Source organism: Paenibacillus sp. FSL W8-0439, from assembly GCF_038008995.1.
GTDB classification, from domain to species: domain Bacteria; phylum Bacillota; class Bacilli; order Paenibacillales; family Paenibacillaceae; genus Paenibacillus; species Paenibacillus polymyxa.
On sequence record NZ_JBBPAK010000001.1, the window covers coordinates 3,582,847 to 3,607,543 of the forward strand.

General features: G+C 45.4%; 19 protein-coding genes and 1 other annotated feature. Of the genes, 5 read left to right on the top strand and 14 right to left on the bottom strand.

Annotated elements, in window-relative coordinates; translation table 11 throughout:
- Positions 1-27: 27 nt before the first annotated feature.
- The 4 genes from MKX36_RS15470 to MKX36_RS15485 all read right to left on the bottom strand — a co-directional run bounded on the left by MKX36_RS15470 (position 28) and on the right by MKX36_RS15485 (position 5,722).
- Positions 28-2,013 carry a helicase-associated domain-containing protein gene (locus MKX36_RS15470; protein WP_340864981.1) on the bottom strand — a complete coding sequence of 662 codons (1,986 nt, stop codon included), beginning with the start codon at positions 2,011-2,013 and terminating at the stop codon, positions 28-30.
- 6 nt (positions 2,014-2,019) lie between these two features.
- Entirely contained in the window at positions 2,020-3,843 is a 1,824-nt protein-coding gene (locus MKX36_RS15475) for a DNA repair helicase XPB (protein WP_016822367.1), read from the bottom strand.
- Positions 3,844-4,003: 160 nt separating this feature from the next.
- Positions 4,004-4,432: a CBS domain-containing protein gene (locus MKX36_RS15480; RefSeq protein ID WP_025365208.1), complete on the bottom strand. Its 429-nt coding sequence runs from the start codon at positions 4,430-4,432 to the stop codon at positions 4,004-4,006.
- A gap of 84 nt (positions 4,433-4,516) precedes the next feature.
- Complete coding sequence (locus MKX36_RS15485) at positions 4,517-5,722, bottom strand: M20 family metallopeptidase (protein WP_340864982.1); 1,206 nt, start codon at positions 5,720-5,722, stop codon at positions 4,517-4,519.
- Positions 5,723-5,970: 248 nt separating this feature from the next.
- Here MKX36_RS15485 and ftsW point away from each other — a divergent pair, with 248 nt between their 5' ends.
- On the top strand, positions 5,971-7,233 hold the full coding sequence (gene ftsW / locus MKX36_RS15490; protein ID WP_016822369.1) for a putative lipid II flippase FtsW: 1,263 nt from the start codon (positions 5,971-5,973) through the stop codon (positions 7,231-7,233).
- Positions 7,234-7,458: 225 nt separating this feature from the next.
- On the opposite strand, the gene MKX36_RS15495 is transcribed toward ftsW, so the two are convergent.
- The gene (locus MKX36_RS15495) at positions 7,459-7,824 is read right to left on the bottom strand and encodes an Asp23/Gls24 family envelope stress response protein (protein ID WP_013310912.1); all 366 of its coding nucleotides are present in this window, start codon (positions 7,822-7,824) and stop codon (positions 7,459-7,461) included.
- Between the two features lie 192 nt (positions 7,825-8,016).
- Between MKX36_RS15495 and cax the strand changes: the two genes are divergently transcribed.
- Complete coding sequence (gene cax / locus MKX36_RS15500) at positions 8,017-9,087, top strand: calcium/proton exchanger (RefSeq protein WP_013371868.1); 1,071 nt, start codon at positions 8,017-8,019, stop codon at positions 9,085-9,087.
- Between the two features lie 227 nt (positions 9,088-9,314).
- Here cax and MKX36_RS15505 read toward each other — a convergent pair whose 3' ends face one another.
- The 5 genes from MKX36_RS15505 to MKX36_RS15525 all read right to left on the bottom strand — a co-directional run bounded on the left by MKX36_RS15505 (position 9,315) and on the right by MKX36_RS15525 (position 14,251).
- Positions 9,315-9,605, bottom strand: coding sequence for a YlaN family protein (locus MKX36_RS15505; RefSeq protein ID WP_007431028.1), 291 nt, complete (start codon positions 9,603-9,605; stop codon positions 9,315-9,317).
- A 140-nt stretch (positions 9,606-9,745) separates the two neighbouring features.
- Positions 9,746-9,988 (bottom strand): HPr family phosphocarrier protein, encoded by a 243-nt coding sequence (locus tag MKX36_RS15510; protein ID WP_013371869.1) that lies wholly within the window; start codon positions 9,986-9,988, stop codon positions 9,746-9,748.
- Positions 9,989-10,079: 91 nt separating this feature from the next.
- Positions 10,080-11,195, bottom strand: a complete 1,116-nt coding sequence (locus tag MKX36_RS15515; protein ID WP_013371870.1) for an aminopeptidase — start codon at positions 11,193-11,195, stop codon at positions 10,080-10,082.
- Positions 11,196-11,271: 76 nt separating this feature from the next.
- Positions 11,272-12,096, bottom strand: coding sequence for a hypothetical protein (locus tag MKX36_RS15520; protein ID WP_340866111.1), 825 nt, complete (start codon positions 12,094-12,096; stop codon positions 11,272-11,274).
- 169 nt (positions 12,097-12,265) lie between these two features.
- Positions 12,266-14,251, bottom strand: a complete 1,986-nt coding sequence (locus tag MKX36_RS15525; RefSeq protein ID WP_263560548.1) for a sensor domain-containing diguanylate cyclase — start codon at positions 14,249-14,251, stop codon at positions 12,266-12,268.
- A gap of 436 nt (positions 14,252-14,687) precedes the next feature.
- On the opposite strand from MKX36_RS15525, the gene rpsD reads away from it, so the two are divergent.
- Entirely contained in the window at positions 14,688-15,287 is a 600-nt protein-coding gene (gene rpsD / locus MKX36_RS15530; RefSeq protein ID WP_016822373.1) for a 30S ribosomal protein S4, read from the top strand.
- A 77-nt stretch (positions 15,288-15,364) separates the two neighbouring features.
- Here the strand turns inward: rpsD and MKX36_RS15535 are convergent, their stop codons facing one another.
- Together MKX36_RS15535 and tyrS are read right to left on the bottom strand one after the other, a co-directional pair.
- On the bottom strand, positions 15,365-16,231 hold the full coding sequence (locus MKX36_RS15535; RefSeq protein ID WP_340864983.1) for an AraC family transcriptional regulator: 867 nt from the start codon (positions 16,229-16,231) through the stop codon (positions 15,365-15,367).
- A 196-nt stretch (positions 16,232-16,427) separates the two neighbouring features.
- Positions 16,428-17,681, bottom strand: a complete 1,254-nt coding sequence (tyrS, locus tag MKX36_RS15540; RefSeq protein WP_016822375.1) for a tyrosine--tRNA ligase — start codon at positions 17,679-17,681, stop codon at positions 16,428-16,430.
- Positions 17,682-17,746: 65 nt separating this feature from the next.
- Positions 17,747-18,013, bottom strand: a binding site (T-box leader).
- A gap of 135 nt (positions 18,014-18,148) precedes the next feature.
- On the opposite strand from tyrS, the gene MKX36_RS15545 reads away from it, so the two are divergent.
- Positions 18,149-21,172: a transglycosylase domain-containing protein gene (locus MKX36_RS15545; RefSeq protein ID WP_290404801.1), complete on the top strand. Its 3,024-nt coding sequence runs from the start codon at positions 18,149-18,151 to the stop codon at positions 21,170-21,172.
- A 123-nt stretch (positions 21,173-21,295) separates the two neighbouring features.
- Here MKX36_RS15545 and acsA read toward each other — a convergent pair whose 3' ends face one another.
- Entirely contained in the window at positions 21,296-23,011 is a 1,716-nt protein-coding gene (acsA, locus tag MKX36_RS15550; protein ID WP_340864984.1) for an acetate--CoA ligase, read from the bottom strand.
- Positions 23,012-23,257: 246 nt separating this feature from the next.
- On the opposite strand from acsA, the gene MKX36_RS15555 reads away from it, so the two are divergent.
- Positions 23,258-23,890, top strand: a complete 633-nt coding sequence (locus MKX36_RS15555) for a GNAT family N-acetyltransferase (RefSeq protein WP_016822378.1) — start codon at positions 23,258-23,260, stop codon at positions 23,888-23,890.
- Between the two features lie 13 nt (positions 23,891-23,903).
- On the opposite strand, the gene MKX36_RS15560 is transcribed toward MKX36_RS15555, so the two are convergent.
- Positions 23,904-24,602 carry a 5'-methylthioadenosine/adenosylhomocysteine nucleosidase gene (locus MKX36_RS15560; protein ID WP_016822379.1) on the bottom strand — a complete coding sequence of 233 codons (699 nt, stop codon included), beginning with the start codon at positions 24,600-24,602 and terminating at the stop codon, positions 23,904-23,906.
- Between the last annotated feature and the right edge of the window lie 95 nt (positions 24,603-24,697).

The following is a 24,697-nucleotide window of genomic DNA, read 5'->3' on the forward strand; positions in this document are numbered from 1 at the left end:
AGGAGTTTCATGCACTTCCTGACACGACTATGTAAAAGGAACCAACAACCTCATCTCGGACCAATCCCTTGGCTGCAAGGTTGCATGAGAAGATGTTTTCTCATCCATTCCTGAGGCGTACCAGCCTGTGACACTCCAGGGATCGCCCGAAACCACCGATTCCGGTATCCATTTAACCTCTTTCCCACTAATGCGCAATCCCACCGCCGCCTGCCAACGGATCGCTTGCTCCATCAACTGCCTGGAAGTGGACGTATGGTAACTCCTCCATTCTTTTGTCCATGAAGAGGGTACTGTAGATCTTTCTGGAAAATAGTCAGACGGATCAGGCAGGGTGTGCTCTTGTTCATAAAAATGCAACGTACGCCCTGTGTAAACCAGACCAGCTCTTCCCTCTTGTGAAAATAGGGGACGGCCTGCTTCTAGGTTCTCTGTCTCCGTCAAAAGTGGATAATGATGAGCTGGCTCATCCGCACCTTTTGGCTCAAGACGCGGACTTAATCCAATTGCAGCGAGCGCTTTTCTTATTTTGTCAGCAGAGCGCACCGGGATAATAAAATCTTTGTCGCCGAGTCGCTCCAGTAATCCTTCTAATGCAGGATGACGCGCAACCATGTCCGCATCCTCCTGAGTACCGCATCGCAAAAGTGTTACCGTCGCAAAAGTTGTTCGTCCGACATCGCCTGCCCACTGCTCTACTGCCAGCCGTACATGTTCTGGCACCCCTGTCCGACTGTACTTGTCCAAAAGAGCAGGAATCGTCTTAGCCTCCATGCCCAGCTCGATTGCCTCTGTAATACTCTCTCTGGTAATCCGATATACTACCATCCGGTCTCCTGTCACACGTTCACAGCAGCATTCCAATCGCCAGCGCACATCATATGCGACATCTGGCGGCACTAATATTTCAAAATCAGGCTGCACATAAAAGGCACCTTGCTCTTGATGTATATCCTCGTCATGATAGGGACGAAGCAGATCTGTCACAGAGACATTCCAGCGAAAACACAATTCACCTGATGTGGTCTGACCCCAATCCCCCATTCCAAAAGCCGTCAGGGCCTTCAACCAACCCTTTATATCTTCCATAAAAGGTCCATTGAAATTACAATCAGATACCGTTTCCTCCGCAGGCCCTTCGAGATTTGCGATTGTAGGAACAATGTCTATAAGGGTACCGTTCGTAGAATCATTTCCCTTTAGACGATTCTGCGGCATTAAGCCTACCTGAAGCATCCATTGCAGCAGACATTGAATAGATACCCATCCATCCGTACCTACATACTGCGAGACGGCACACAGCATATAGCGAAAATGCTGTATGGGCGCTTCAGCCTTGCCGTACCTTTCCATGAGGGTGGCAAAAATATGCTTGCGCATTTGCCCAGCAGACAAGCGAATCCATGTCGCCAGTTCCGCTTCCTGAATGCGGAAAGACACAGTTTCTTTCACTAGCAGGCCCAAACTAAGTAGTAAATCGATCATGACCACCGTTTGTACTGGATACAGCTCGGCATGTGCATAATGCAACCCAAGTCCTTCCAGGTCCTCTGGACGAAAGGGGGTCAGTTCATTTAATTTTTGCAATGACCGCTTATGTATGGTTCCTTTGGCCGTCAAAGGAACCCCCTGTATTGCAATACGTGACAACACATGCAGCAACTCCGACTCCAGTCCTGTCATTGCTTCATGTACTGTTATCGGATGATCCGTATGTATCCCGTTCATTGGAGTTTGCTTTAACAGCATATCGTACAGAGCGGGTAGTCGATCAATCGGAATATATAAAATCCGCTCACCCCACGATTTGGTGACTGCCTCCAGCCACCCCCGGGTGCGAAGCCCATGCAGTGCCAGTTTTGTTTCGACTCCGCTTAAAGCACCTTGGGTAAGCTGCACAGGCTCCTCTTCCCTCATAGGTTGTGCAGCATGCCGGATAAAGCATCGTTTAAGCACCAGCAGTTCATCCGCTGAAAGCTCATTCCAGCTGCCTTGCGTATTCGTTACGCCCATCCTTGATTAGGCCTCCTTTTTCTTTCCGCCATCTTCTGTCTCATCCTCCTGGCTTCTGCTAGCCATTGTCCTATCAAACCTGCGAACCGCATATTCATAGCCCTGCTCAATCAGAAACAGCTGACGACGTGCTGCAAAATCCGTCTCCTTACTGTTCTCTGTCACTAATGCATAAAAATAAGCTTTATTCTCGCCTGGCTTTGGTCGTAAAATGCGGCCAAGTCGCTGCGCTTCTTCCTGACGTGAGCCAAAGCTACCCGATACTTCTATGGCCACCGCTGCATCCGGCAAATCCACCGCAAAGTTCGCCACCTTGGATACCAACAGGGTTTGAATACTGCTCTTTCGAAACGCATCGAACCAACGCACCCGCTCACTCTGAGTCATGGATCCCGTAATCAGTGGAACGTCCAGCTCCTGAGCTAATTTACGTAACTGGTCTAAATATTGACCAATAATAAGCGTGGGTAGACCCTTGTGTTTCTCCATTAGACTGCGTACTGCCTCCAGCTTAGCTGGATTTTCGGCTGCAATTCGGTATTGCTGTCTGCCTTCAGCGCGCATACTTCGCTCCAAAAGGTCAGCGGTCATGGGCAAACGCAGCTCTACACAATCGACCTGAGCAATCCAGCCCTGTCGTTCCAGTTCCTTCCACGGCATATCGTACCGTTTGGGTCCAATTAAAGAGAACACATCCCGCTCACACCCGTCCTCTCGAACTAACGTAGCTGTTAATCCCAAACGACGGGTAGCCTGAATATCAGCCGTCGCTCGAAATACTGGCGCAGGCAGCAAATGTACCTCATCATATATAATGAGTCCCCACTTCCGCTCACTCAGTAGCTTCATATGTTCAAACTCTCCGTCTTTGGTGCGACGATGCGTCAAAATCTGGTAGGTTGCCACCGTTATCGGTCGGACCTCCTTTTTCTGACCACTGTATTCCCCGATAGAATCGACAGGAATATTCGTCTTTTGCTTCAATTCTTCGATCCATTGCCGCACGGAGATAGTATTAGAAGTTAAAATGAGCACCTCACACTGAAGGCGATTCATCACTGCCATACCGATCACTGTTTTTCCGGCTCCACATGGGAGCACTAGTACACCACTCCCCCCTAAGCCGTCTGCACCTTCAAATGCATCAGCGGCTTTCACCTGGTAATCACGAAGCTGCAACTCCGTTTGTCCCTTTCCCAAGGTAAAACGAAGCAGATTACCCTCAAGATAACCTGCCGTATCCACAACAGGATATCCCAAGCGAGTTAATTCCTGCTTGAGCAAGCCACGATTTTCGGGCGGTACGGATGCACTTGTCTCATTGGTGCGAAGCAAACCAAGCTGTTTTAGCTCTTTCTTGTTTAATAGCTCATCCAGTAAAGCTGGGGTCTCTGCCGTCAAGATCAAGTGATCCCCTATTGTGTATGTGTTGGTTTTACTCGCCTTTGTATCTCTGTCTGACTCTTGCTCATCACGATTCGCGTCAATCGTATCAGTGCCGTAAATTTGTTCTTCTTTTGCACTTGCCCGTGACAGCGTCAACGTCCCGTAACGAGATACAAGCTGTTCAATATCTCTCAACAAATCACGCGGAATATCCCAACGAGACATAGAGTGCAAACTATTTTGAATGTCCTCAGCACTCCACCCGAGAGCGGCCGCATTCCAGAGCGACAATGGAGTGATGTGATATGTATGAAAAGCGGACGGACTTTTTACCAGCTCTGCATAAACCTGCAACTGTGAACGGGCCCATTCCGAATCGGGCAAACCCATTTCCAGCAGAACGGTAAAATCACGTTGTACAATACAAGGATGATCTGGGTTCATGACTACCTCCTGACACTCAAAAGTTCTATAATAAATAGCTTATCCGTTTATTCGCATATCAACCGGAATAGCAAGGAGTCCAACCCACATTCGGGTTGAACTCCTGATCAGAAGCTCGGGATAATGACCGTCCCAAACTGGTACCTGCTATATTATCCTTCTAGTGAACCTGCTCGGAAATTTGGCTAAGCGCCTCTCCAGCGTTGTCTGCAAAAATATTACGAACCGCTAAATCCCCAATCGAAACAATCCCGATCAGACGGTCTCCTTCTGTCACGGGCAAACGACGAATTTGCTGCTCTGCCATCAGTTCAGCTGCCTGATCCACCGACATGTCCACACTAGCTGTACGAATACCTGTCGTCATTACCGCATCAACTGAGCTGGAACCGGAATGCTTGTCCGCATAACCACGAACGACAAGGTCACGGTCCGTTATTACACCGATCAACTTGTCACTGCCTTCTCTTTCCACAACTGGGATAAAACCAGTATCATTGTCCTTCATTTTGACTGCAACCTCATAAATATTGTCTTGTGGGGTCACCGTTACACATTTTTTAGTCATAACTTCCTGAACCTTTTTCATGGGTACTCCCTCCTTTTCAAGAGTAGGTTACCCCATTTCATTCAGCTCATACTCCAGATTGGACCCTTCCCAATTTAGCTCGTATTAGCCGTTAATTGCCCCTTCTTTTCGTCCAGCAACATATCCGGTAGACATAGCAATAAACAGACGAACTGCGTTGATCATGGCATCCTCATCAAAATCAAATTTTGGATGGTGATGCGGATAAATTGCTCCTTTGGCCGGATTACCCGCCCCGACGAACATAAAACAACCTGGCACACGTTCCAAATAATACGCAAAATCTTCGGCAGGCATCAACTTTGGCGCTTCCTGTACATTCCCCTCGCCGAACACAGGCTTTGCTTCCTTAAAAAAGCGGGATGCTTCCTGGGCATCGTTAACAACTGGCGGGTATCCCATAATGTAACGAATTTTTGCTGATGTCCCATATGTTGCTGCTGTAAGCTCAGTTACCTCATGCAATCGCTCTTTCATGACCGTCCGGGTCTGCTCATCAAACGTACGAATGGTTCCACTCAAGCGGCAGGTTTCTGCAATTATATTTTGCGCAGAGCCCCCTTGGATCGTTCCCACCGTCAACACAGCAGGCTTTAACGGGTCGACTGAACGGCTTACGATACTCTGCAGTTGCATAACAAGAGCTGAGCCTGCCACCACACTATCATTAGTGGACTGGGGCATACCGCCATGCCCCCCCTTACCTACAATTTCAATATAAAAATCGTCGGCAGCCGCCATCAACGGCCCTGCACAACTCGCAGCGGTCCCGACCGAGAAGGGTGTCCATAAATGGATGCCATAAATCACATCCACACCTTCCAGTACGCCATCTTTGATGACATTAACCGCACCCCCAGGCAGCAATTCCTCCGCAGGCTGGAACAAAAACCGGATTTCTCCCTCCAGCTCATCACGGTTCAGACTGTAATAGTATGCTGTTCCAAGCAAAACAGACGTATGTCCGTCATGTCCGCAAGCATGCATGGCCCCATCCACACTGGAGCGATATTCACATTCCTTTTCATCCTGAATAGGAAGAGCGTCCATATCGGCGCGTAACATAACCACAGGTCCAGGTTTGGCACCACGAATGGTACCTACAACACCGTGTCCCCCTACCTGTCGGCGAACATCTAATCCCCAGCTCTCTAGCTTATCCGCTACAAAAGCGGCAGTTTTACTTTCCTGAAAAGAAATTTCGGGATTCTTATGTAAATGTCTACGCCACTCCACCATGTTTTGTTGTAATTGATTAAACCAGGTTTGGTCCATCGCCTGTTGTGTCATTATGTTCCACCTCTCCTTTTAAAACATCGGGACAGCTTCCGATAAATCATGCAGCTTTACCCCATACGCGCCGTTTCTCTCAAGTCTTTATTTTTATCCTATTGTAGCAGATATGGAATTGTTGTGATATCTGTTGCTCCAGATGGTTGCAGAAGCCTATCAAACATACTATGATAAAATGGATAAACGATAAAATGATAAACGTCTGCGAGGAATATACCTTGCGGCGAATACCGGGGGAAGCTGATATGAGAAATACGAAGCCGGAGACTCGAAGAAGAGGGACACCGGATTTCCAATTGCTGATCCTCACTTTGTTGCTGGTTGGATTCGGTGTAATCATGGTATTTAGCTCCAGCTCCAGCGTAGCTCTGCTGAATAAAGAATACAATTTTGACTCTTTATATTTTGTAAAGCGCCAGTCCGCATTTGCTATACTTGGACTTTTTATTATGCTGGTAGCTATGAATATTAAGATGGAAAAATATAAAAAACTTTTTGTACCTTTATTTTTCATAACCATATTACTGCTAATCATCGTACTTTTTACAGGCTCTCTGAATGGTGCAAAAAGCTGGCTCAGATTTGGTAGTATTGGCTTCCAGCCAACAGAACTCGCAAAGATATCCATCATCCTTTACTTATCCGCACTGATTGTCAAAAAAGGAGATCGATTTAGAGATTTACGGACTGGCTACATACCTGTAACTGTCATTGTAGGCTCTGTCGCAGGACTCATCATGCTTCAACCGGATTTAGGCTCCTGCTTTATTTTGGTAGCCACCAGCGGCCTGATCATTTATGCCGGGGGAGCCAGCGTCAAACACATTACAGCATCAATCATCCTGCTCGTGCTAGGCGCTTCCATCGTATTTGGTATTGGATCGTTGTTTGGAGGAGATTCCGACAGCGCAAATGGACAAGCTACTGCTGCCAAGCAAGATTATAAAATCGGACGCTTTCAAGCCTTTCTTAATCCCGAGAAGTATAGACAAGGCACAGGATACAATCTGGTGCAGTCCCTCCAAGCAATTGGCGAAGGCGGCTTAAACGGATCGGGATTTGGTAAAGGCATTATCAAGCTTCATTATCTGCCCAATTCGTTTAATGATTTTATCTTTTCAGTTATTGGTGAAGAATTCGGATTTATCGGAACAGCCATTTTCCTAATGCTATATTTGTATTTCATTTGGCGAGGCATGATCATTGCTCTGCGTTGCCATGATCCGTTCGGAACGTTGGTGGGCACTGGCATCATGGGTTTGATCGCCATTCAGGCCTTCATTAATATCGGCGGGGTAACCCAAACGATTCCAATCACTGGCGTAACTCTTCCGTTTATTAGCTTTGGTGGTTCCTCCCTGCTTGTCATGATGTTTTCTATGGGCATCATGCTCAGTATTTCTCGTGAGAACACCAAACAAGCAGTGCAAGAACGCACCACAGGGGTGACGGTCCGTAATGAAGTTCCCACTCGCTTTCAAACTCGTAGAACCAACCGTTACCGCTAAAAAAAGAACTTCCATATGACCACTAATCACGGTGGCATTGGAAGTTCTTTTTTTGTATATGTATATAACTACAGGTCCGTCTGCAAAATGTTAACAGCAGATTCACAAAACGAAAACTGGCGTTTTATAACCACCAGTTTTCGTGTTCTTATGCGGATTATCGCACGGAATTCCCGGCATCTATACCATTGGTGAAAAAATGTCCATTAGCATGCAGTGGTTCTATTACACTGCGTCGTCCTTGAACGCGACACCTTCCACTTTTACGTTCACTTCCACGACCCGCAACCCCGTCATGCTTTCGACGGCTTCTCGCACATTTTGCTGAAGAATTCGGGACACCTCATGAATAGGTGTTTCGTAGAGCACGATAATACGTAGATCAATGGCAGCTTCCAGTTGTCCAACCTCCACTGATACGCCCTTTTGCACATTTTTACCGCTCAGCCTTTTGGCCCAGCCTTCCGATAAGCCGCCTGACATTGCAGCAATGCCTGGTGTCTCTAATGCGGCCATCCCGGCAATTTTTCCTACGACATCGTTGGAAATCTTGATGTTTCCTGCTTCCAGTTGTTGAATTTGCTCTGCCATGACCTATGTCCCCCTTCATCCATCCTTTATTTGTATTGTAAAGCCTCAGCCACTCCAAATGCAAACCTTACGTATAAAAACATCGTTCGTTTACAACCTATATCATTTTGGGTATATTAATTTAGAAAAATCCATACAAGTGACAGTATTCACCAAACTTGTACACATCTATTGATATCGAGGTGCTCTTCATTGAAAAAATGGTTATCTCCCGCTTTGCTTATAGCGACATTTGCTCTTAGTGCAGTCGCTCATTACACACATTGGAATGCCATAGCCCAATTTGTCATTTGTGCGATTTCTGTTGTATTCGTAGCCGGTTTTCTCGGTAGGGCGACTGAAAGTGTTGCTCATTATGCTGGTCAACGTTTAGGTGGATTCTTAAATGCCACCTTTGGTAACGCAGCCGAGCTGATCATCGCCATTTTTCTCGTCAAAGAAGGTCTTTACGATATGGTAAAGGCCAGTCTTACGGGTTCGATCATCGGCAATCTGCTGCTGGTGCTCGGAGCGAGTCTGTTCGCTGGCGGATTGAAATATAAAGTGCAAAATTTCAATATATCGCTGGCTGGATTAAGCGGCTCCCTGATGATTGTGGCTGTTATTGCCTTGTTCGTTCCAGCTGTCTTTCTGAACACACATGTGATCACGGATAGCGAGTCAGATACACTCAGTCTCATTGTTGCAGGCACGCTCATTGTCGCGTATATTGCGTGGCTTATTTTTTCTATGATTACGCATAAGGACTATTTAGCTGACGTGACCGAACAAAAAGATGAAGAATTGCCGCATGAGCATGCCCCTGTATGGTCTAGAAATAAATCCATTGCCTATTTGGTACTCGCTACCGTTATGGTCGCTTTTGTCAGCGAATGGCTGGTAGGTACACTGGAAGTATTTACGACTCAATTTGGACTCAGCGAATTGTTTGTGGGTGCATTTCTTGTCGCTATTATTGGTAATGCGGCCGAACATAGCGCTGCCATTTTACTAGCCATGAAGAACAAAATCGGTGCATCTGTTGAAATTGCTGTCGGCAGCAGTTTGCAAATTGCCCTATTCGTTGCCCCTGTGCTGATTTTTGTCAGTTACTTTATGGGAAACACGATGAATATCGTTTTCACCACCATTGAATTGGTAGCCATTGCCGTCGCTGTATTTATCGCCAAATCCATCACTCAGGACGGCTCAACCAACTGGTATGAGGGACTCATGCTACTGGTAGTGTATGTATTGTTGGGTGTATCCTTCTTCCTGGTGTAGCTTCCAAAGTTTAAAATGTAGATTACATTGTAGTGACTTCTTCGTGTTTCATTTATTCTTCTGATCACTAATGCCCTTGAATTTTTAAGACGATATAACCCCTTAAACTGTAAAATTCAAGGGCAAAGGTGAACGCTATAAGCAACCTCTCGTCCCCTTTTTAAAAAATGGCATCAAAAAAAGCATGCTCTCAAACTTCGCATGCTCTCATCAATTCAACCGTCTTCCTAATTAGCCTTATTATTCATGGCCTCATATAGAATAGCCAGATTGCGTTCCAGCTCACTGACCAGCTGTTTACCTACCATTTCCGGAAGAAGTCCGGCGCGAACCGCAAAATCCACTTCCTTGGAAAATCCGTACATCTGAGTATCCAGCACTTCCTCATAGAGAGGGCAATAACGGGTTGCCAGATTCTCCATCTGTACTTCAATAAGCTTCTTTATTTTATCTGCATCTTCCTGAAGCAGATTAATGGCCTTGATATTCAATTGTTCCTGCAAATCAGATGAAGTCATGGATTCTTCCCCCCTATGTCTCAATGTCGCACAAGACGTCCTAACCTTAATATTAGACCAAATTGCAGGCTAATACAAGAACCTGACAAAAAAAGCATCCCTACAGTTACAGGTAGGGATGCTTTTGCTTCCTCAATAAGTTAGGTGGCTACTGAAATGTGCAGCCCGTGCTTCTGGAACACCTCAATAATCGCTTTTTTGGCTTCCTCGGCGTCAGGTCCGTGAACATGCAGCTCATAACTGTGACTGCTGACCAACGTCGTAAACAAGCCCAGTATACTTTTCACATCAATATACTTATTTTCGGAATGAAGGACGATGGAAGAAGTGAATTTGCTCGCCGTCTGTGCAATTTCAACAACCGCCGCATTATTGTTGGACATAGTAAGATCCCTCGCTTTACTGGATTGTCGTGTATCAATGCTCATTCATTATGATACATTGAAATCGCTTTCTCAGCAAGAACAGATATCGTTATTTCAAGTTTTCAGGATTTAAAGGCTCCAGCTCAGGTAGCACAAATATGCCGTCCTTACGGATTAAAACATCATCAAAATAAATTTCACCGCCACCATATTCCGGACGCTGAATCAATACCAAATCCCAATGAATCGAAGAACGGTTACCATTATCCGCCGTTTCATAAGCTTGACCTGGTGTAAAGTGCAAGCTGCCTGCAATCTTCTCGTCAAACAGAATATCCTTCATTGGGTGTAAAATGTGTGGGTTAAACCCGATGGCAAACTCGCCAATATAGCGTGCTCCCTCATCGGAATCGAGAATATCATTTAACCGCTTTGTATCGTTGCTTGTCGCTTCCACGATTTTACCATTTTCAAAACGGAATTTAACATTCTCAAAGGTAATTCCATTATACAGGGTTTGTGCATTATAGCTAATAGTTCCGTTAACTGAATCACGTACAGGCGCGCTGTATACTTCGCCATCAGGAATATTGCATTGACCCGAACACTTAATGGCTCCGATTTGCTTGATAGAGAAGCTCAAGTCAGTACCTGGACCGCTGATCCGTACTTTGTCTGTCCGGTTCATCAAGTCTGCCAATGCATCTTGAGCCTTGTCCATTTTCGCGTAATCCAGGTTACATACATCGAAATAAAAATCTTCGAATGCTTCGGTGCTGATATTGGCCAATTGAGCCATGCTGTCATTCGGATAACGCAGCACTACCCATTTTGTGTGTTTCACTCGTTGTTCGCTATGTACCGCATGCTGATAAATTGAATTATACATTTTCATTTTATCTTCCGGTACATCTGACAGATCATTTACATTTTCGCCTGCACGAATTCCGATGTAACAGTGCATTTGTTTCATCCGGTTGAGGTCAATTTCAGCCCAAGTTTCCAGCATTTCCTTTGTCGCATTGCGAAGCATAGCGCTCTGCACCTTACGATCTGTAAGCTGAACAAAAACATTTCCGCCTTTTTTACCAACTTCATGAATGATGGCGTTAAGCAAGTCACGCTCTGTACCAATCATTTCGATCAATACATTTTCTCCAGGCTGCACTTCAACAGAGTAACCTACCAGATTTTCCGCCAGCTTAAGTATTCTAGGATCTTTCATGTAGTGTCTCTCCTTCTTTATTTCACTCTTTTTGAACAACGGTTAATTCAAATTCCATTGTATCATGCCCGCTCCGTTACTTGTAGTCCTCAAAAGCAACTCGGGTGATCAGAACCTCTTGATGCAGCTCTTCATTCGCAACCTGTCGGGAAATTCGGCATTCTGATGACAGCTTTAAGGGTAAACCCGTTTGGCGATCTATAGTTAAATGGTACACAGTCTGCACACTGGAATGCTCCAGCTGGTTGTTCATATCCTCACAACTCTGCTTCCATACTTGGCTCAGCTTTTGTTGCAGCTCTTGGTTCGTTTCTGTATGCTGCGTTTTTAATATCCTGATTTGAGGATTTAACGTATTCATCTCTTCCATTAAACGTTCTTTTAACCAACGCTTTGCCGAGGCAGGCTCTGGTTCAATCCTCACCACCCAAGTTCCCCGGGCAGCTCCCTTTTCCATACGAATGCTCTTATTCAGTGTATTTAATTCCTCGAGCTCCTGAATCGGATTGAAGCGATTTAACATGCCATTTTGAACCATAGAAGTATCCCCAGATGTCAGCGCAATCCATCTCCCATTTTGACGAAGAAATCGTTCATGTGTAACACCAGGCTCGGACTTATCTTCTTTTAGTGCTACATAGTCGCCTTGCTTACGGAAAGCCTCTGTAGATCCCCAGTGCATGATTAATTCATCGTGATTTCTTAGCTTCCCGCGATATTCAAACTGTTTAGCCGTAGGCAGACCGCCGTCAGTTCTGATTCCAGTCTGTCCGCTAAATGTTATCCTCTCTCTGCCAGCCATTCCTGCAACAGCTCTTCTAAAAATCTGCTCAGGAGTATATTGTCGATCCAGTACACAACCGCTTAACACACATATAATTAGAAACACACAGCCCCGCATTACCCATTGCTTTCTCCAATGCATACCATCATCCGTCCTATCCTAAACATGACTATAAATCATGATAAAAATTCTGTTTCAGAACATTCATGTTATAGCTACGCTTAGGATTACCTGTCTACAAATGGTTATGCAAAACAAAAAGAGAACATTCCCTAAGGAATATTCTCTACACATCGCCTATATGATCAATAACTATACGATTACGGCCTTCATTTTTTGCTTCATACAAGGCCATATCAGCCCTATAAAATAAAGATTCGATACTGATCTGCTCGTCCAGCCAGTTCCATTCAGCAATCCCGCAAGAAACAGTCACCTGAGGATTAGTTTCATATTGTACACGGCTACGTATTTTTTCTGCATACCCCAGTGCCTGCTGCACCCCCAGCTGCGGCAAATAAATGGCAAGCTCCTCTCCGCCCCATCTGGCACATACATCCTCATCACGGGTCGCCGAGCGAACAATATTGCTGACGCTTTTCAGAATTTCGTCCCCCGTCTGGTGGCCATACGTATCATTCACCTGCTTGAATTGGTCAATATCGACCAAAATAAGAGAGCCACAGAAATCCTTTTCCTGATGCTCCTGAATGATTCGGTCTACATAATGACGCACATATAAACCTGTTAGCATGTCCATATTAGCGAGACGCCGCACCTCGGCATGCAGCATAGCATTAGTTACGGCCAGTCCGATATGAGGAGCCAGCATTTGCAGCATCTTGTAATTATCGTAAGAAAAAAAGTGTGGAAGCTTGCTCGATAATAATATAACCCCTCTAGGAGTCCCCCTGTTCTTCATAGGCACAGCCATCAAAGACTGAGAGTCCGTCGCATCCATAAACCGAGAGGATATCTTTCCATCCTTCCTATAGTCAGACACAATCACAGGCTCTCCTGTTTTGCATATCAGTCCAGCAAATCCGCCTTCACGAGGGTAACTCTCCAGCTTTAAACTTTCCACATTGCTTGACATCACCCTAAAGCAACTTCCATCCTGATCCAGCTGCACAATACAACAAAAGTCGGCCATGAACATTTTTAATAACTCCTGCACGGCAAACTCAAATATTTCATTTAATTTCAGGCTCTGATTCAAACGCTGAACCAACTCATTAATGAGCCGCAATTCATGGATAAGTACATTTGATTGCTCCAGCAGCTTCGCATTTTCAAATGCGGTGCCAGCTGTATCTGCCATCATCGCAATCAGCTCTACGTCCACTTTTTCCATACTATCCGCACCTGCCGGAAGAATCATATGGAAAACACCATATACGCCCTGCTTACCACGTAACGGGATACCGATTTCAGTTATTTCATCTTGTGGACCAGCAGGCTCATTCACAGCCATTTGCCCTTTCATAAATGCACGGACACATACATCCTCGTCCCGTTCATGCAGCAACAAAGGCTTGACCTGAGGATTTCGACTGTGCCGATCCTGACTCATATACAACGTGATATCCACATGGGGAAACAAATAGGCGATACTTCCAAATACTTCATCCAGCACGCCTTCCACATCAATCTTGTCATGCATCCGTTTTACAATCTGAAATAAAATAGAGCGGCGTCTGCCCTCACGTTCGCTCCGATTCTGCATCCCTAGGATATCTTCCATAAATATATACTCAAACTTCGAGTAAAAGCAGGATCTAAAATGCAAAGAAGCCACTAACAATGCGTCCTGATTCGAGACAGAATGTTGAGCAGGCCGTGTAAAACGAAGAGCGGCGAAAGGCTCTCTCTTGTAATTGCGGCATAATATGGGGACCATGTATACAAATGCAAGGCTCCCATCTCGAAGTTTACGCTGGCTCACTTCCATCTCTCTAGATATGCAACAACGCTCGACCAACTCTAAATCCTCGTCATCATCCTCTTCCCTACCAGCAACCCGAACACCTGTAAAATTAAAGACAGCAGTATACTCTTCACTGATCCAGGATATACCATTGCTCTGCTGTAACCAATTCCGATATCCTTGGACGAGAAGCTGATTAATATAGGGGTAATCATAGGGTGTCATATCCATGTTCTGGAGCCAGGCAAAAGACGTATATCCTTTATCATCAAACAGCGGAGCACCGCTAGCCTGCACTGTTTTACTGTCAAGCGTTTGCTGATCCGTTGTTGAAAATTCCGACATATTAAGGCGCTCCTTCACAGCAAAATTAGCTGTACCAAGACAGCGGCTATACACCACTATAGCTCATAATATGATCTATTTTACTCTCAACTTTAGAAATTTGCATCCATTTTTCAGAAATTCGTCCCATTTTTTTAGTTCTAAAGCCCTATCGACAAATTTTGACGTTTTCATTCTTTTTCTCTTCTTGACATTGACCCACTATACCATATAATATATATTATTGAAAAAGACTGTACGGCAGAACTATCTACTGTGCGGATCTTAAATTTTGGGCGTAACAGTTTGTGTCACCCTCATCTTATTTGTTGCTGACAGGACAGCGGCTGAACTTTTCTGTCAGTAGTGCGTCTCACCTTACTAGGTAACGCCGAACAAATTGGAGCGCAAAGAGAGCCCCAACTCAAATTTTAATTATGAAGGAGTTAACTCTATAATGGCACGTTACACTGGTCCTAAATTTAAATTGAGCCGTCGTCTCGGTATTTCCCTGAGCGGCACAGGTAAAGAATTGAAACGCCCTTTCCCTCCGGGACAACATGGTGCAAACCAACGGAGAAAAATCAGTAACTACGGTATGCAGCTTCAAGAAAAACAAAAGCTGCGCCACATGTACGGTTTGGGTGAAAAACAATTCCGTACCCTGTTCAACAAAGCTCAACACATGCACGGTATCGCTGGTGAGAACTTCATGTTCTTGCTGGAAAGCCGCCTGGACAACCTTGTATTCCGTCTTGGCTTTGCTAATTCCCGTGCAGGCGCACGTCAATTGGTAGCTCATGGTCACGTTACTGTGAACGGCAAAAAAGTTGACATCGCTTCTTACCAAGTAAGCCTTGGCGACGTGATCGGTCTTCGTGAAAGAAGTCGTTCCCTGTCTTCCATCAAAGAAGCTTTGGAAAACCGTAACCACTTGGCAGCTTACCTGGAGTACAATGACGCAGCTCTGGAAGGTAAATACATTCGTTTGCCTGAACGTGCTGAATTGTCCCAAGATATCGATGAAAAACAAATCGTCGAATTCTACAACCGCTAATCCTTGCATTAGCACCAAAAAGCACCCGAATTCATTCGGGTGCTTTTTATATTCCCCACACATTAAGCCTGAGAGTTTTATTCAATGGGGATGTACACTTTCATATTCAAATGATCAGGATAGGAATTCATCACGTCCGTAATTTCAAAATCAGGTCCCTCCCTCCGTTCAAAATTAGAATTAGGAAGCCATGTGCCGTAGATAAAATCTCGTATACTCTGAACTCGTCCATTTGAACCTGAAGCGTCAAACTCAGCATACTTGCCTGCTGGAATCTCCATATATATGAAACCCTCAGCCAGTTCTTTTGATTCTTCTTCAACGGCCTCACCCACCACAAATGAAAATGCACCGTTGTCTTCAAATCGACAGGCAATGCCATATGACATTCCCGGTGCGATTTTATTTGGAATACACATAAAATATTCATGTGCGCCAAAGTGTTCATAAAATCCTGGGATTTCTTTATAATGCTGCTCATTATTGAGATTTGTTTTATATTCATATCCTACAATTTTGGTCGTTTCGAGTTTCAGTATCACAGGCTTGTTCACCTCTAATTCCTCCGTTGCGTTTTTTTTGTAATCCAGAAAATTGATTTTACTTTGATCAGAAAGCTCAATATCACAGTTACGATATTTCCCAGGGGTGATCCCAAAACTTTTTTCAAAAGCGCGAGTAAAAGCTTCTTGCGAGTTGTACTGATACTCAATAGCTATGTCCAATACCTTTTGGTTGGATTGCTTTAGCCGTTTTGCCGCCTCGGACAATCTTCTCCTTCTTATATATTGTTGAACTGTAAAACCCGAAATGGCCTGAAAAACCCGCTGGAAATGAAAAGCTGAAAAGTATGCCTGTGAAGCAATCTCGGCAATTTTTAAATCTTCCCGGAGATTCAATTCAATAAACTCAATCGCACACTGAATTCGTTTAAAGTAGTCCATATAATCCTTCCCCACACTTGTTATTTATCTAGACTTCACCCACATTGGGCAACCCACGTATTCATTATGTAAAACTCTGTATCTATTTGTTTGATTATTTGTGCTAAGTTTACCACGGCTTTTCGCTTGGTAGAAATAAAAAAAGCAGCACTGAGATACGAGATCAATCTCAACGCTGCTTTTAAATGTATTTTAATTATCCAAGCTTGATTTTAGCAAATTTCCGTTTACCTACCTGTACAATGTCGCCTTCCTGCGGCTTGTATGCTTCGTTCACATCGGTCCACTTCTCTTCATTAATTTTGACCGACCCCTGCTGAATACTACGCTTGGCCTCACCGTTAGATGCTGCAAAGCCTAGATGAGTCAGCAACTGGATCACACGAATGCCACCTTCTTCTAACTGATCTGCTGTTAAGGTGAATTCTTCAATGTCATCAGGAAGCGCGCGTTGTTGGAATACAGTCACAAAATGCTGCTTGGCCGCTTCTGCCGCCTCTTCACCGTGGTACATGCGCACTAATGTTCCGGCCAGTTTCATTTTGGCATCACGTGGATGCACCGAACCCTCCTTAACGCCTTTCGCCAGCTCTGCCAGCTCCTCATTGGTAATATCCGTTGCAAGCTCAAAATATTTCAGCATCAACTCATCAGGAACGGACATCGATTTACCATAAATTTCATTTGGCTCCTCATCCACACCAATGTAGTTACCCAAACTTTTACTCATCTTTTGAACGCCATCAAGCCCCTCAAGCAGTGGCAATGTAATGGTTGCCTGCGGTTCTACTCCGTATTCCTTTTGCAGGGTTCTGCCCATCAGCAGATTAAACTTTTGATCTGTTCCTCCCAATTCTATATCGCTTTGGAGAGCCACAGAGTCCATGCCCTGCATCAGCGGATAAAAGAACTCATGGATGCTAATCGGCAAGCCGTTTTGGTACCTTTTTGTAAAATCATCCCGCTCCAACATACGGGCAACCGTTACTTTGGCAGACAGAGTTACCACATCTGCAAAAGACATCGGTCCTAACCATTCGGAATTGTAGTATACCTTTGTCTTTTCAGGATCGAGAATCTTAAAAATTTGTTCCTTGTATGTTTGTGCATTACGCTGTACATCTTCCTCAGTCAGTTGCTTGCGGGTCTCCGATTTACCTGTCGGATCACCAATTCTGCCTGTAAAATCTCCGATAATCAGTTGCACTTGATGCCCTAATTCCTGGAACTGGCGCAGTTTGTGCATAACAACCGTATGTCCGATATGAATATCGGGTGCAGACGGATCTAGACCCAGCTTAATTTTAAGTGGCTCGCCGCTAACAACCGATTTAATAACCTTACGCTTCAGCTCATCCTCAGGTACAATTTCCGCTACTCCACGACGGATCACTTCTAGTTGTCGTTCTACCTCTGCCTGTTGCTCAGGCTTCAATTCTTCCCACTTCATCCTGAATCCCTCCTATTTTCCATCCAATAATTACCATTTAAACAAACCAAAAAGCCCCTTTCATCCCAAGGGACGAGAAGGAGCTACTCGCGTTACCACCCTAATTAAAGAAACGTATGCAAAAAACCAACGTTTCTTTCACTTCATTCCTATAACGAGTTTACACCCGGTACCGGATTACTATGGAGAGCTTCGCAAACCTGCAAAAGCTTCCATTCATCCAGACAGCTCCAGACGGTAATTCAAAGGAGGGACGCTACCGATTCACACCACCCATCGGCTCTCTGCACAACGTGATTCCGCCTTCTACTGAAGTCTTTCTCCGCTTTTCACGATATTTACTTTGACCTATTTATAACACACTGTTTTTATGTAGTCAACGACACCAAAAGACAGGCTTTTTAGCATATGGGTTCATTTTGTAATTTTATGCTATAATAATGGCTGTTATAAAGGAGGAAGACTTAATGGTTGAAGAAAAAAACAATGTATCAGAGCCTAAGCCTTCCCGCTTACGGAGAACCATGCGAAGGCTCGGCCGTGTCATAAAGTGGGTCGTCATCATCGGTTTTATGGGGGCACTATTCGCAGGGGGAACCGCCGCTGGCTATGTTGCTTCTATTGTAAAAAACGAGCCCGTGCGTTCCAGATCTACGATTCTACAGGAAGTGGATAAGAATGCAATTACAGGCTTCGCTTATTTCAATGATGGCTCTCCCATTGGGCAGCTTCGGACCGAGGAAGATCGAAGACCTGTTACGTTTAAGGAGATTCCTCAGCTCGTCATTGACGCAGTTATTGCCATTGAAGATAATCATTTTTACGAGCATAAAGGTGTCGATTTGTCGGGAACGCTGCGTGCTGTGAAGCAAAAGGCACTACATGAATCCGTACAAACTGGAGGGAGTACGCTTACCCAGCAGCTTGCACGTCGTGTCTTTTTAAATCTTGATCGTACGGATGACCGCAAGGTCAAAGAAATTTTGCTATCTCTGCGCCTTGAGCGCTTCCTGAGCAAGCAACAAATAATTACAGCCTATCTCAATAAGGTACCTTTCGGTAACGGATCAAGCGGTTACAACGTCTTTGGTATTAAAGCAGCAGCCAAAGGTATTTTTAATGAAAATGATTTGGGCAAGCTTAATGTAGCCCAAGCTGCCTATCTGGCAGGTCTGCCGCAACTCCCTTCTTCTTATTCTGCTTACAACGGTAAAGGTGAGTTTAATGAAGCCGGATTTAAAAGAGCGATTAACCGCCAGCACCTGGTGCTCAGCCGAATGCTGGAGGAGAACAAAATCAATACAGCACAATATGATGAAGCGATGGCTTTTGATATCAAAAAATCTCTAGCACCACGCACTGTTAAGGCTTATAACACCTATCCATATCTTATGATGGAAACAGAGCGGCAAGCTGCTCAGGCACTCATGTCTGTCACCAATCCGAGTCAAGCAGCTAATGCCAGTGCAGATACCAAAACCAAGGATGATAACGACATGCTCAAAGAAGCTGAACAGCAGCTTCGCACAGGCGGCTATATGGTATATACCACCATTGATAAGAGCGTGTACAAATCCATGCGTCAAATTGCAGAAAATAATGACAACTTCTCTGCTACAAGTAAAACCAAGGGTGACGAGCAAGCGGCGGCCATTCTGATTCAGCATAAAACCGGCGCCATTCTCGGTATGATGGAAGGTCGGGACTTCCAAAAAGAGCAAATGAACTATGCTACCCAGATGGTACGCCAGCCGGGTTCAGCCATGAAACCGATTGCTGCTTATCTGCCTGCTTTGGACAGCGGTCTTGTACAACCTGGCACGATTGTGGATGATGCTCCTATTATTTTGAAAGATGGCAGTAATGGATATCACATCCCGAAAAATGCCAACAACCGCTACCAAGGATTAGTCACAGCGCGTTATGCACTGAATCAATCGCTAAATACGATAGCACTCAAGCTGTTTAACGAAAAGGTAGGGATCAATAAGGCTTGGGCTTTTGCTAAAAAACTGGGTATTACCACCTTGGAACCAAGTGATAACAACGCCCAAACTGGTGTACTCGGCGGCTTGGCCCACGGGGTAACCGTTGAGGAACTAACCAATGCATATGGAGCCATCCCAAATGGCGGTGTGTTTAATGATGCCTACATGATCGAAAAGATCGTGGATTCGCAAGGCAATATTGTATACAAGCATCAGCCTAATCCTGTACAGGCCTTCACACCACAAACCGCCTACCTGATGACAGATATGTTACGTACAGCCGTATCGGAAGGCACAGGCAGACTGGTGAAGCGTAACTTTAATCAATCCGGCAAGATTCCGATCGCCGGCAAGACAGGTACTACGCAATCCTACACCGATGTGTGGTTTGAGGGTTTTACGCCTGACGTGACGCTGGGAGTGTGGGTTGGTTACAAGCAACCTGTCAATAAGCTTGAAACGAAAGCACAAAAAGAGCGGGCTCGTCGTCTATGGGCTCTAATCATGAATGAAGTAACGGCTAAAGATTCTCAGTTATTCCAAACGGACAGTTTCAAGAGACCTGACGGTATTGTAAGCCGGACAGCGTCCGCCTATGGTTCAGATATTTATAACAGTAAATATTTACCCAAAAACAGTGAAAATGGTGTTACCCGTGCGAAATACATTACCTATCAGGGTGTAAATTACATTCCACGTGATGGTACGCCAGATGATATGTTGTATGAACGGACCGTTAGAAAACGGGAAAAGCCAATCTCAGAATTGATTAAAGAGCTTCAGCAAGCCTTTAGAGTGATGAGACGGCATAATTCGTTGTCCTACTATCTGCCTCAAGATGCAGATAAAGAAGCACCTACTCAGATTGATCCACGCAAGGACGATGGGGCAGCTCCTAACGCTCCATCTAGCGTCAGCGTAAGCTATAGTGATGGCAAAGCCATAATTAGCTTTAGCCCAAGCGGAAACAGTGATGTTGTAGGTTACCGTCTATATCGTTCTACAGATGGAGGCAGCTTCCAACGGCTTGGTAAGGTTGTCATGGCTGATGGCTCCAAGGTATTCTCTGATAGCCCTGGTGGAAGCAGCGCAAGTTACTATGTGACCGCCGTTGATGTGGGAGGACATGAATCTGGGCCAAGTACCCAAGCAAGTGCAGCGCCTGTAGTGCCACCTGCAGATTCTGAGTCACCAGATATTCCGGGCGAGGGAGATGGAACAGGTGCACAGCCTACAGAAGTTCCTACTGCTCCTGGGCAGCCCCAAGCTAAAGCTGCAGGCACGTCCGTAGTCCTCCAATGGAGTGCAGGAAAGCCTGCGGACGCTATAACAGCCTATAACGTATATTACAGTGAAAGCGGTGCGGAGCCTTTTAAAAACATAGGCTCTACCGCAAACACCAGCTTTGAGTATAAACCAGGCCGCAAGCCCAAAGGCTGGTTCCGTGTTACTTCCATGAATACCATGGGGGAATCAGCTCCTTCTGGAGCCGTTCGTCCATAGTTCAAAACAAAAACAAGAAGCGATAGTTTGGGTGAGATGCATGAGTTCACCCTAATAAAAAAGGGAGTCTCCATAGCTATAATAGCTATGGAGACTCCCTTTTTGGTGCAAACATACATCAATTCAATCCTCAATAGTAGACAAGTCACCTGTAGGAAGGTTAAGCTCCCAAGCTTTCAGCACACGTCTCATAATTTTGCCGGAACGGGTTTTGGGTAACCTTTCCTTAAATTCAATTTCACGCGGAGCAGCATGAGCAGACAGCCCTTCCTTGACGAAGCGGTAAATGTCCTGTTGTAACGCTTCCGACGCGGTATAGCCATCACGCAGGGCGACAAAAGCTTTAATGATCTCTCCTCGTACAGTATCTGGTTTGCCAATGACTCCTGCTTCCGCTACGGCAGGATGCTCCAGAAGCTTGCTCTCCACCTCAAAAGGACCGATGCGCTCTCCAGAGGAGTTAATAACATCATCAATTCTTCCCTGAAACCAGAAATATCCGTCCTCATCCATGTAAGCTGAATCACCGGATACATACCAACCGGAAAAGCGGAAATATTCCTGAAACTTATTGGGATTGTTCCATATGCGGCTCATCATGGATGGCCATGGTGTACGAATCGCCAAATGTCCCATCCTATTAGGAGGCAACACCTGGCCTCTGTCGTCCAAAATAGCAGCCCGAATACCTGGAAGTGGCTTTCCCATCGAACCCGGCTTAATCGGTAGCTCTGGGTAATTACAGATCAACTGTCCTCCTGTTTCCGTCATCCACCAAGTATCATGAATACGCTGTGTGTATACTTGCCAACCCCATCTCACTACCTCGGGATTCAGTGGCTCCCCAACGGATAATACATGCCGCAAGCTGCTTAGATCATAATTGGCAACTACCTGCTCCCCTGCGCTCATCAACATCCGAAACGCCGTAGGAGCACTATACCAAATAGTCACTTCGTGACGTTCAATCGTGCGGTACCAATCCTCTGGGCTGAAACGTCCTCCACGGATGACATTCGTGGCTCCATTTAGCCAAGGAGCAAAAATACCATATGATGTTCCCGTAACCCAACCAGGGTCCGCAGTACACCAATACACATCATCTTCCCGCAGATCCAGTACCACTTTCCCCGTATAGTAATGCTGAATCATTGCATTTTGCACATGATACACGCCTTTGGGCTTGCCCGTTGAGCCTGACGTATAGTGAATAATTAATCCATCTTCACGCCCCAGCCATTCGGGCTCAAGATCTTCTGAGGACGTGAGCATTTCCGTTTCGAAATCAATAATTCCCTGCTCCCGTTCGTCCATATCACCAACCACAAAAATATGACGCAACGCAGGAAGCTCCTCACGTTTCACCCGTGAAAGAAGCGCAGGTGTGGTTACTAGTGCCACCGCCCCGCTATCCTCCAAGCGATCTTTAACCGCCGTTTCCATAAACGCCTCAAATAGTGGACCGACAACAGCCCCTACCTTTAAAACCCCAAGCATGCTAATGACCAGTTCAGGTGAACGCGGCATGAATATAAACACCCGCTCCCCTTTACCAATACCGTATTTGCGCAGCACATTTCCGAACCTGTTGGAGCTGGCACGGAGCTGAGAAAAAGTGTAGGTTTCATGACGGTTTGCGTCGCAATACAAAAGTGCTGCTTTCTCCCCCCGGCCTTCCTCTACATGTCGATCAATCGCCTCATGTGCCATATTCACTTTGCCTGTTTCATACCACGTAAAATGACGTTCTACATCTTCCCACTGAAAGTTGTTGTAAGCTTGTTCATAAGGGCCCATGTTGGATGTGGGAACTACAGCTTGGAGTTCTTCAATCTTCATGCGTTCAGCCTCCTCACAATGGAATAATGAGAATTACACAGAACAAAATAGCGCTTACAAAATTAATGATGCAAATCAAGTCTTTTGATTTGTGGTTTGATTTAAAGCATTTAATTGTGAACAATTCGTGTCTAAATCAGTATATCATAGGTGAGGATGTGACGACCATCCTTTTCATTTATTTGTTTTTTTGTTATAAGTAGGGGATATGAAGAGGTACTGATGGCAAACAAGGAGGTCGCACCCATGCAGCATTTAAAATTGTACCACTTGGACACACTGGATCATAACGGACAAACCATCCATGTAGAAGGACCGGTATCCGCTGATCGATTGCGTTCATTTCAAATGCATACGCAATTGGACGCCTTTCGTAAACCAAAGGAGCAATTCGACGCGCTGGTGGAAATTTCAGAACTGCCTGAAGGCAGAATCATCATTGCCCATGATGGAGAAACCCTTCTGGGATATGTCACTTTTCACTATCCAGATGAGATGGAACGCTGGTCGGAAGCTGGCATGAAGGATTTACTGGAACTCGGAGCTGTCGAGGTAGCCGATGACTATCGCGGACTGGGCCTGGGTAGCCGAATGATTCGGATTGCCTTTGAAGACGGACAGCTCGAATCCTATATTATTTTTACAACTGAATATTACTGGCACTGGGATTTAAAAGGCAGCGGTCTTTCCGTATGGGAATACCGCCGCATGATGGAACGTCTGATGAAAACCGTAAATATGGTATGGTACGCCACGGATGATCCTGAAATATGCTCACACCCTGCGAACTGTCTGATGGTACGAATGGGAGATGATGTGCCCCTCGAATCACGAGAACAGTTTGACCGTATCCGGTTTGTTCGAAGATTCATGTATTAAAAATATTACACTCTTATCCCAAATGCTTGAGCATGAACTCCACAATACGGTGCGAACGATGTGAGGCTTCTACCGTAAACTCAGCATAATTCACGTGAGCCGATCCATCAGCCTTATCTGACATAGATCGTAGGACAACATAAGGCACAGCGTTCATATGAGCTGTCTGAGCCACTGCGGCGCCTTCCATCTCGGTACAAGCACCGTCCATTTCTTGATGCAATGCTGTCACTATCTCACGATTTGCGACAAATTGATCGCCGGAAAGTACTTTCCCGACAATGTATCGATCGCCAAACGATTTGCAGGCTTGTTCAGCCAGACGGACAAGCTCGGGATCGGCCGCGAACTCTGAGGTGTCCTGATAAGGAATGACCCCTCTGGCATAACCCAAAGGCGTTACATCCATGTCATGCTGCATACATGTTGATGAGATGACAATGTCCCCAATGTTTAAATCCGGGTGTACCGCCCCTGCCACTCCCGTGAATATAATTTGTTCGACGCCAAAATGATCAATCAAGATTTGTGTTGTTACCGCAGCATTGACTTTGCCTACACCGGACTTGCAGACGACTACCCTTTGCCCGTGAATCATTCCGGTAGTGTATGTGATTCCCGTCTTGGTCGTCTTGCTTGCTTCCGTCATTGCCGAGAGCAGCAATTCAATTTCTTCATCCATCGCACCCATTAATCCATAAAGTCGGCTCATTACGCATCCCTCGTTTCTTAGTTTGATGATGATGTCACAAGAAGCTATGTATCTACGAAAAAAGCTCCGTCAAAGGAGCTTTCATCGAAGGTGTA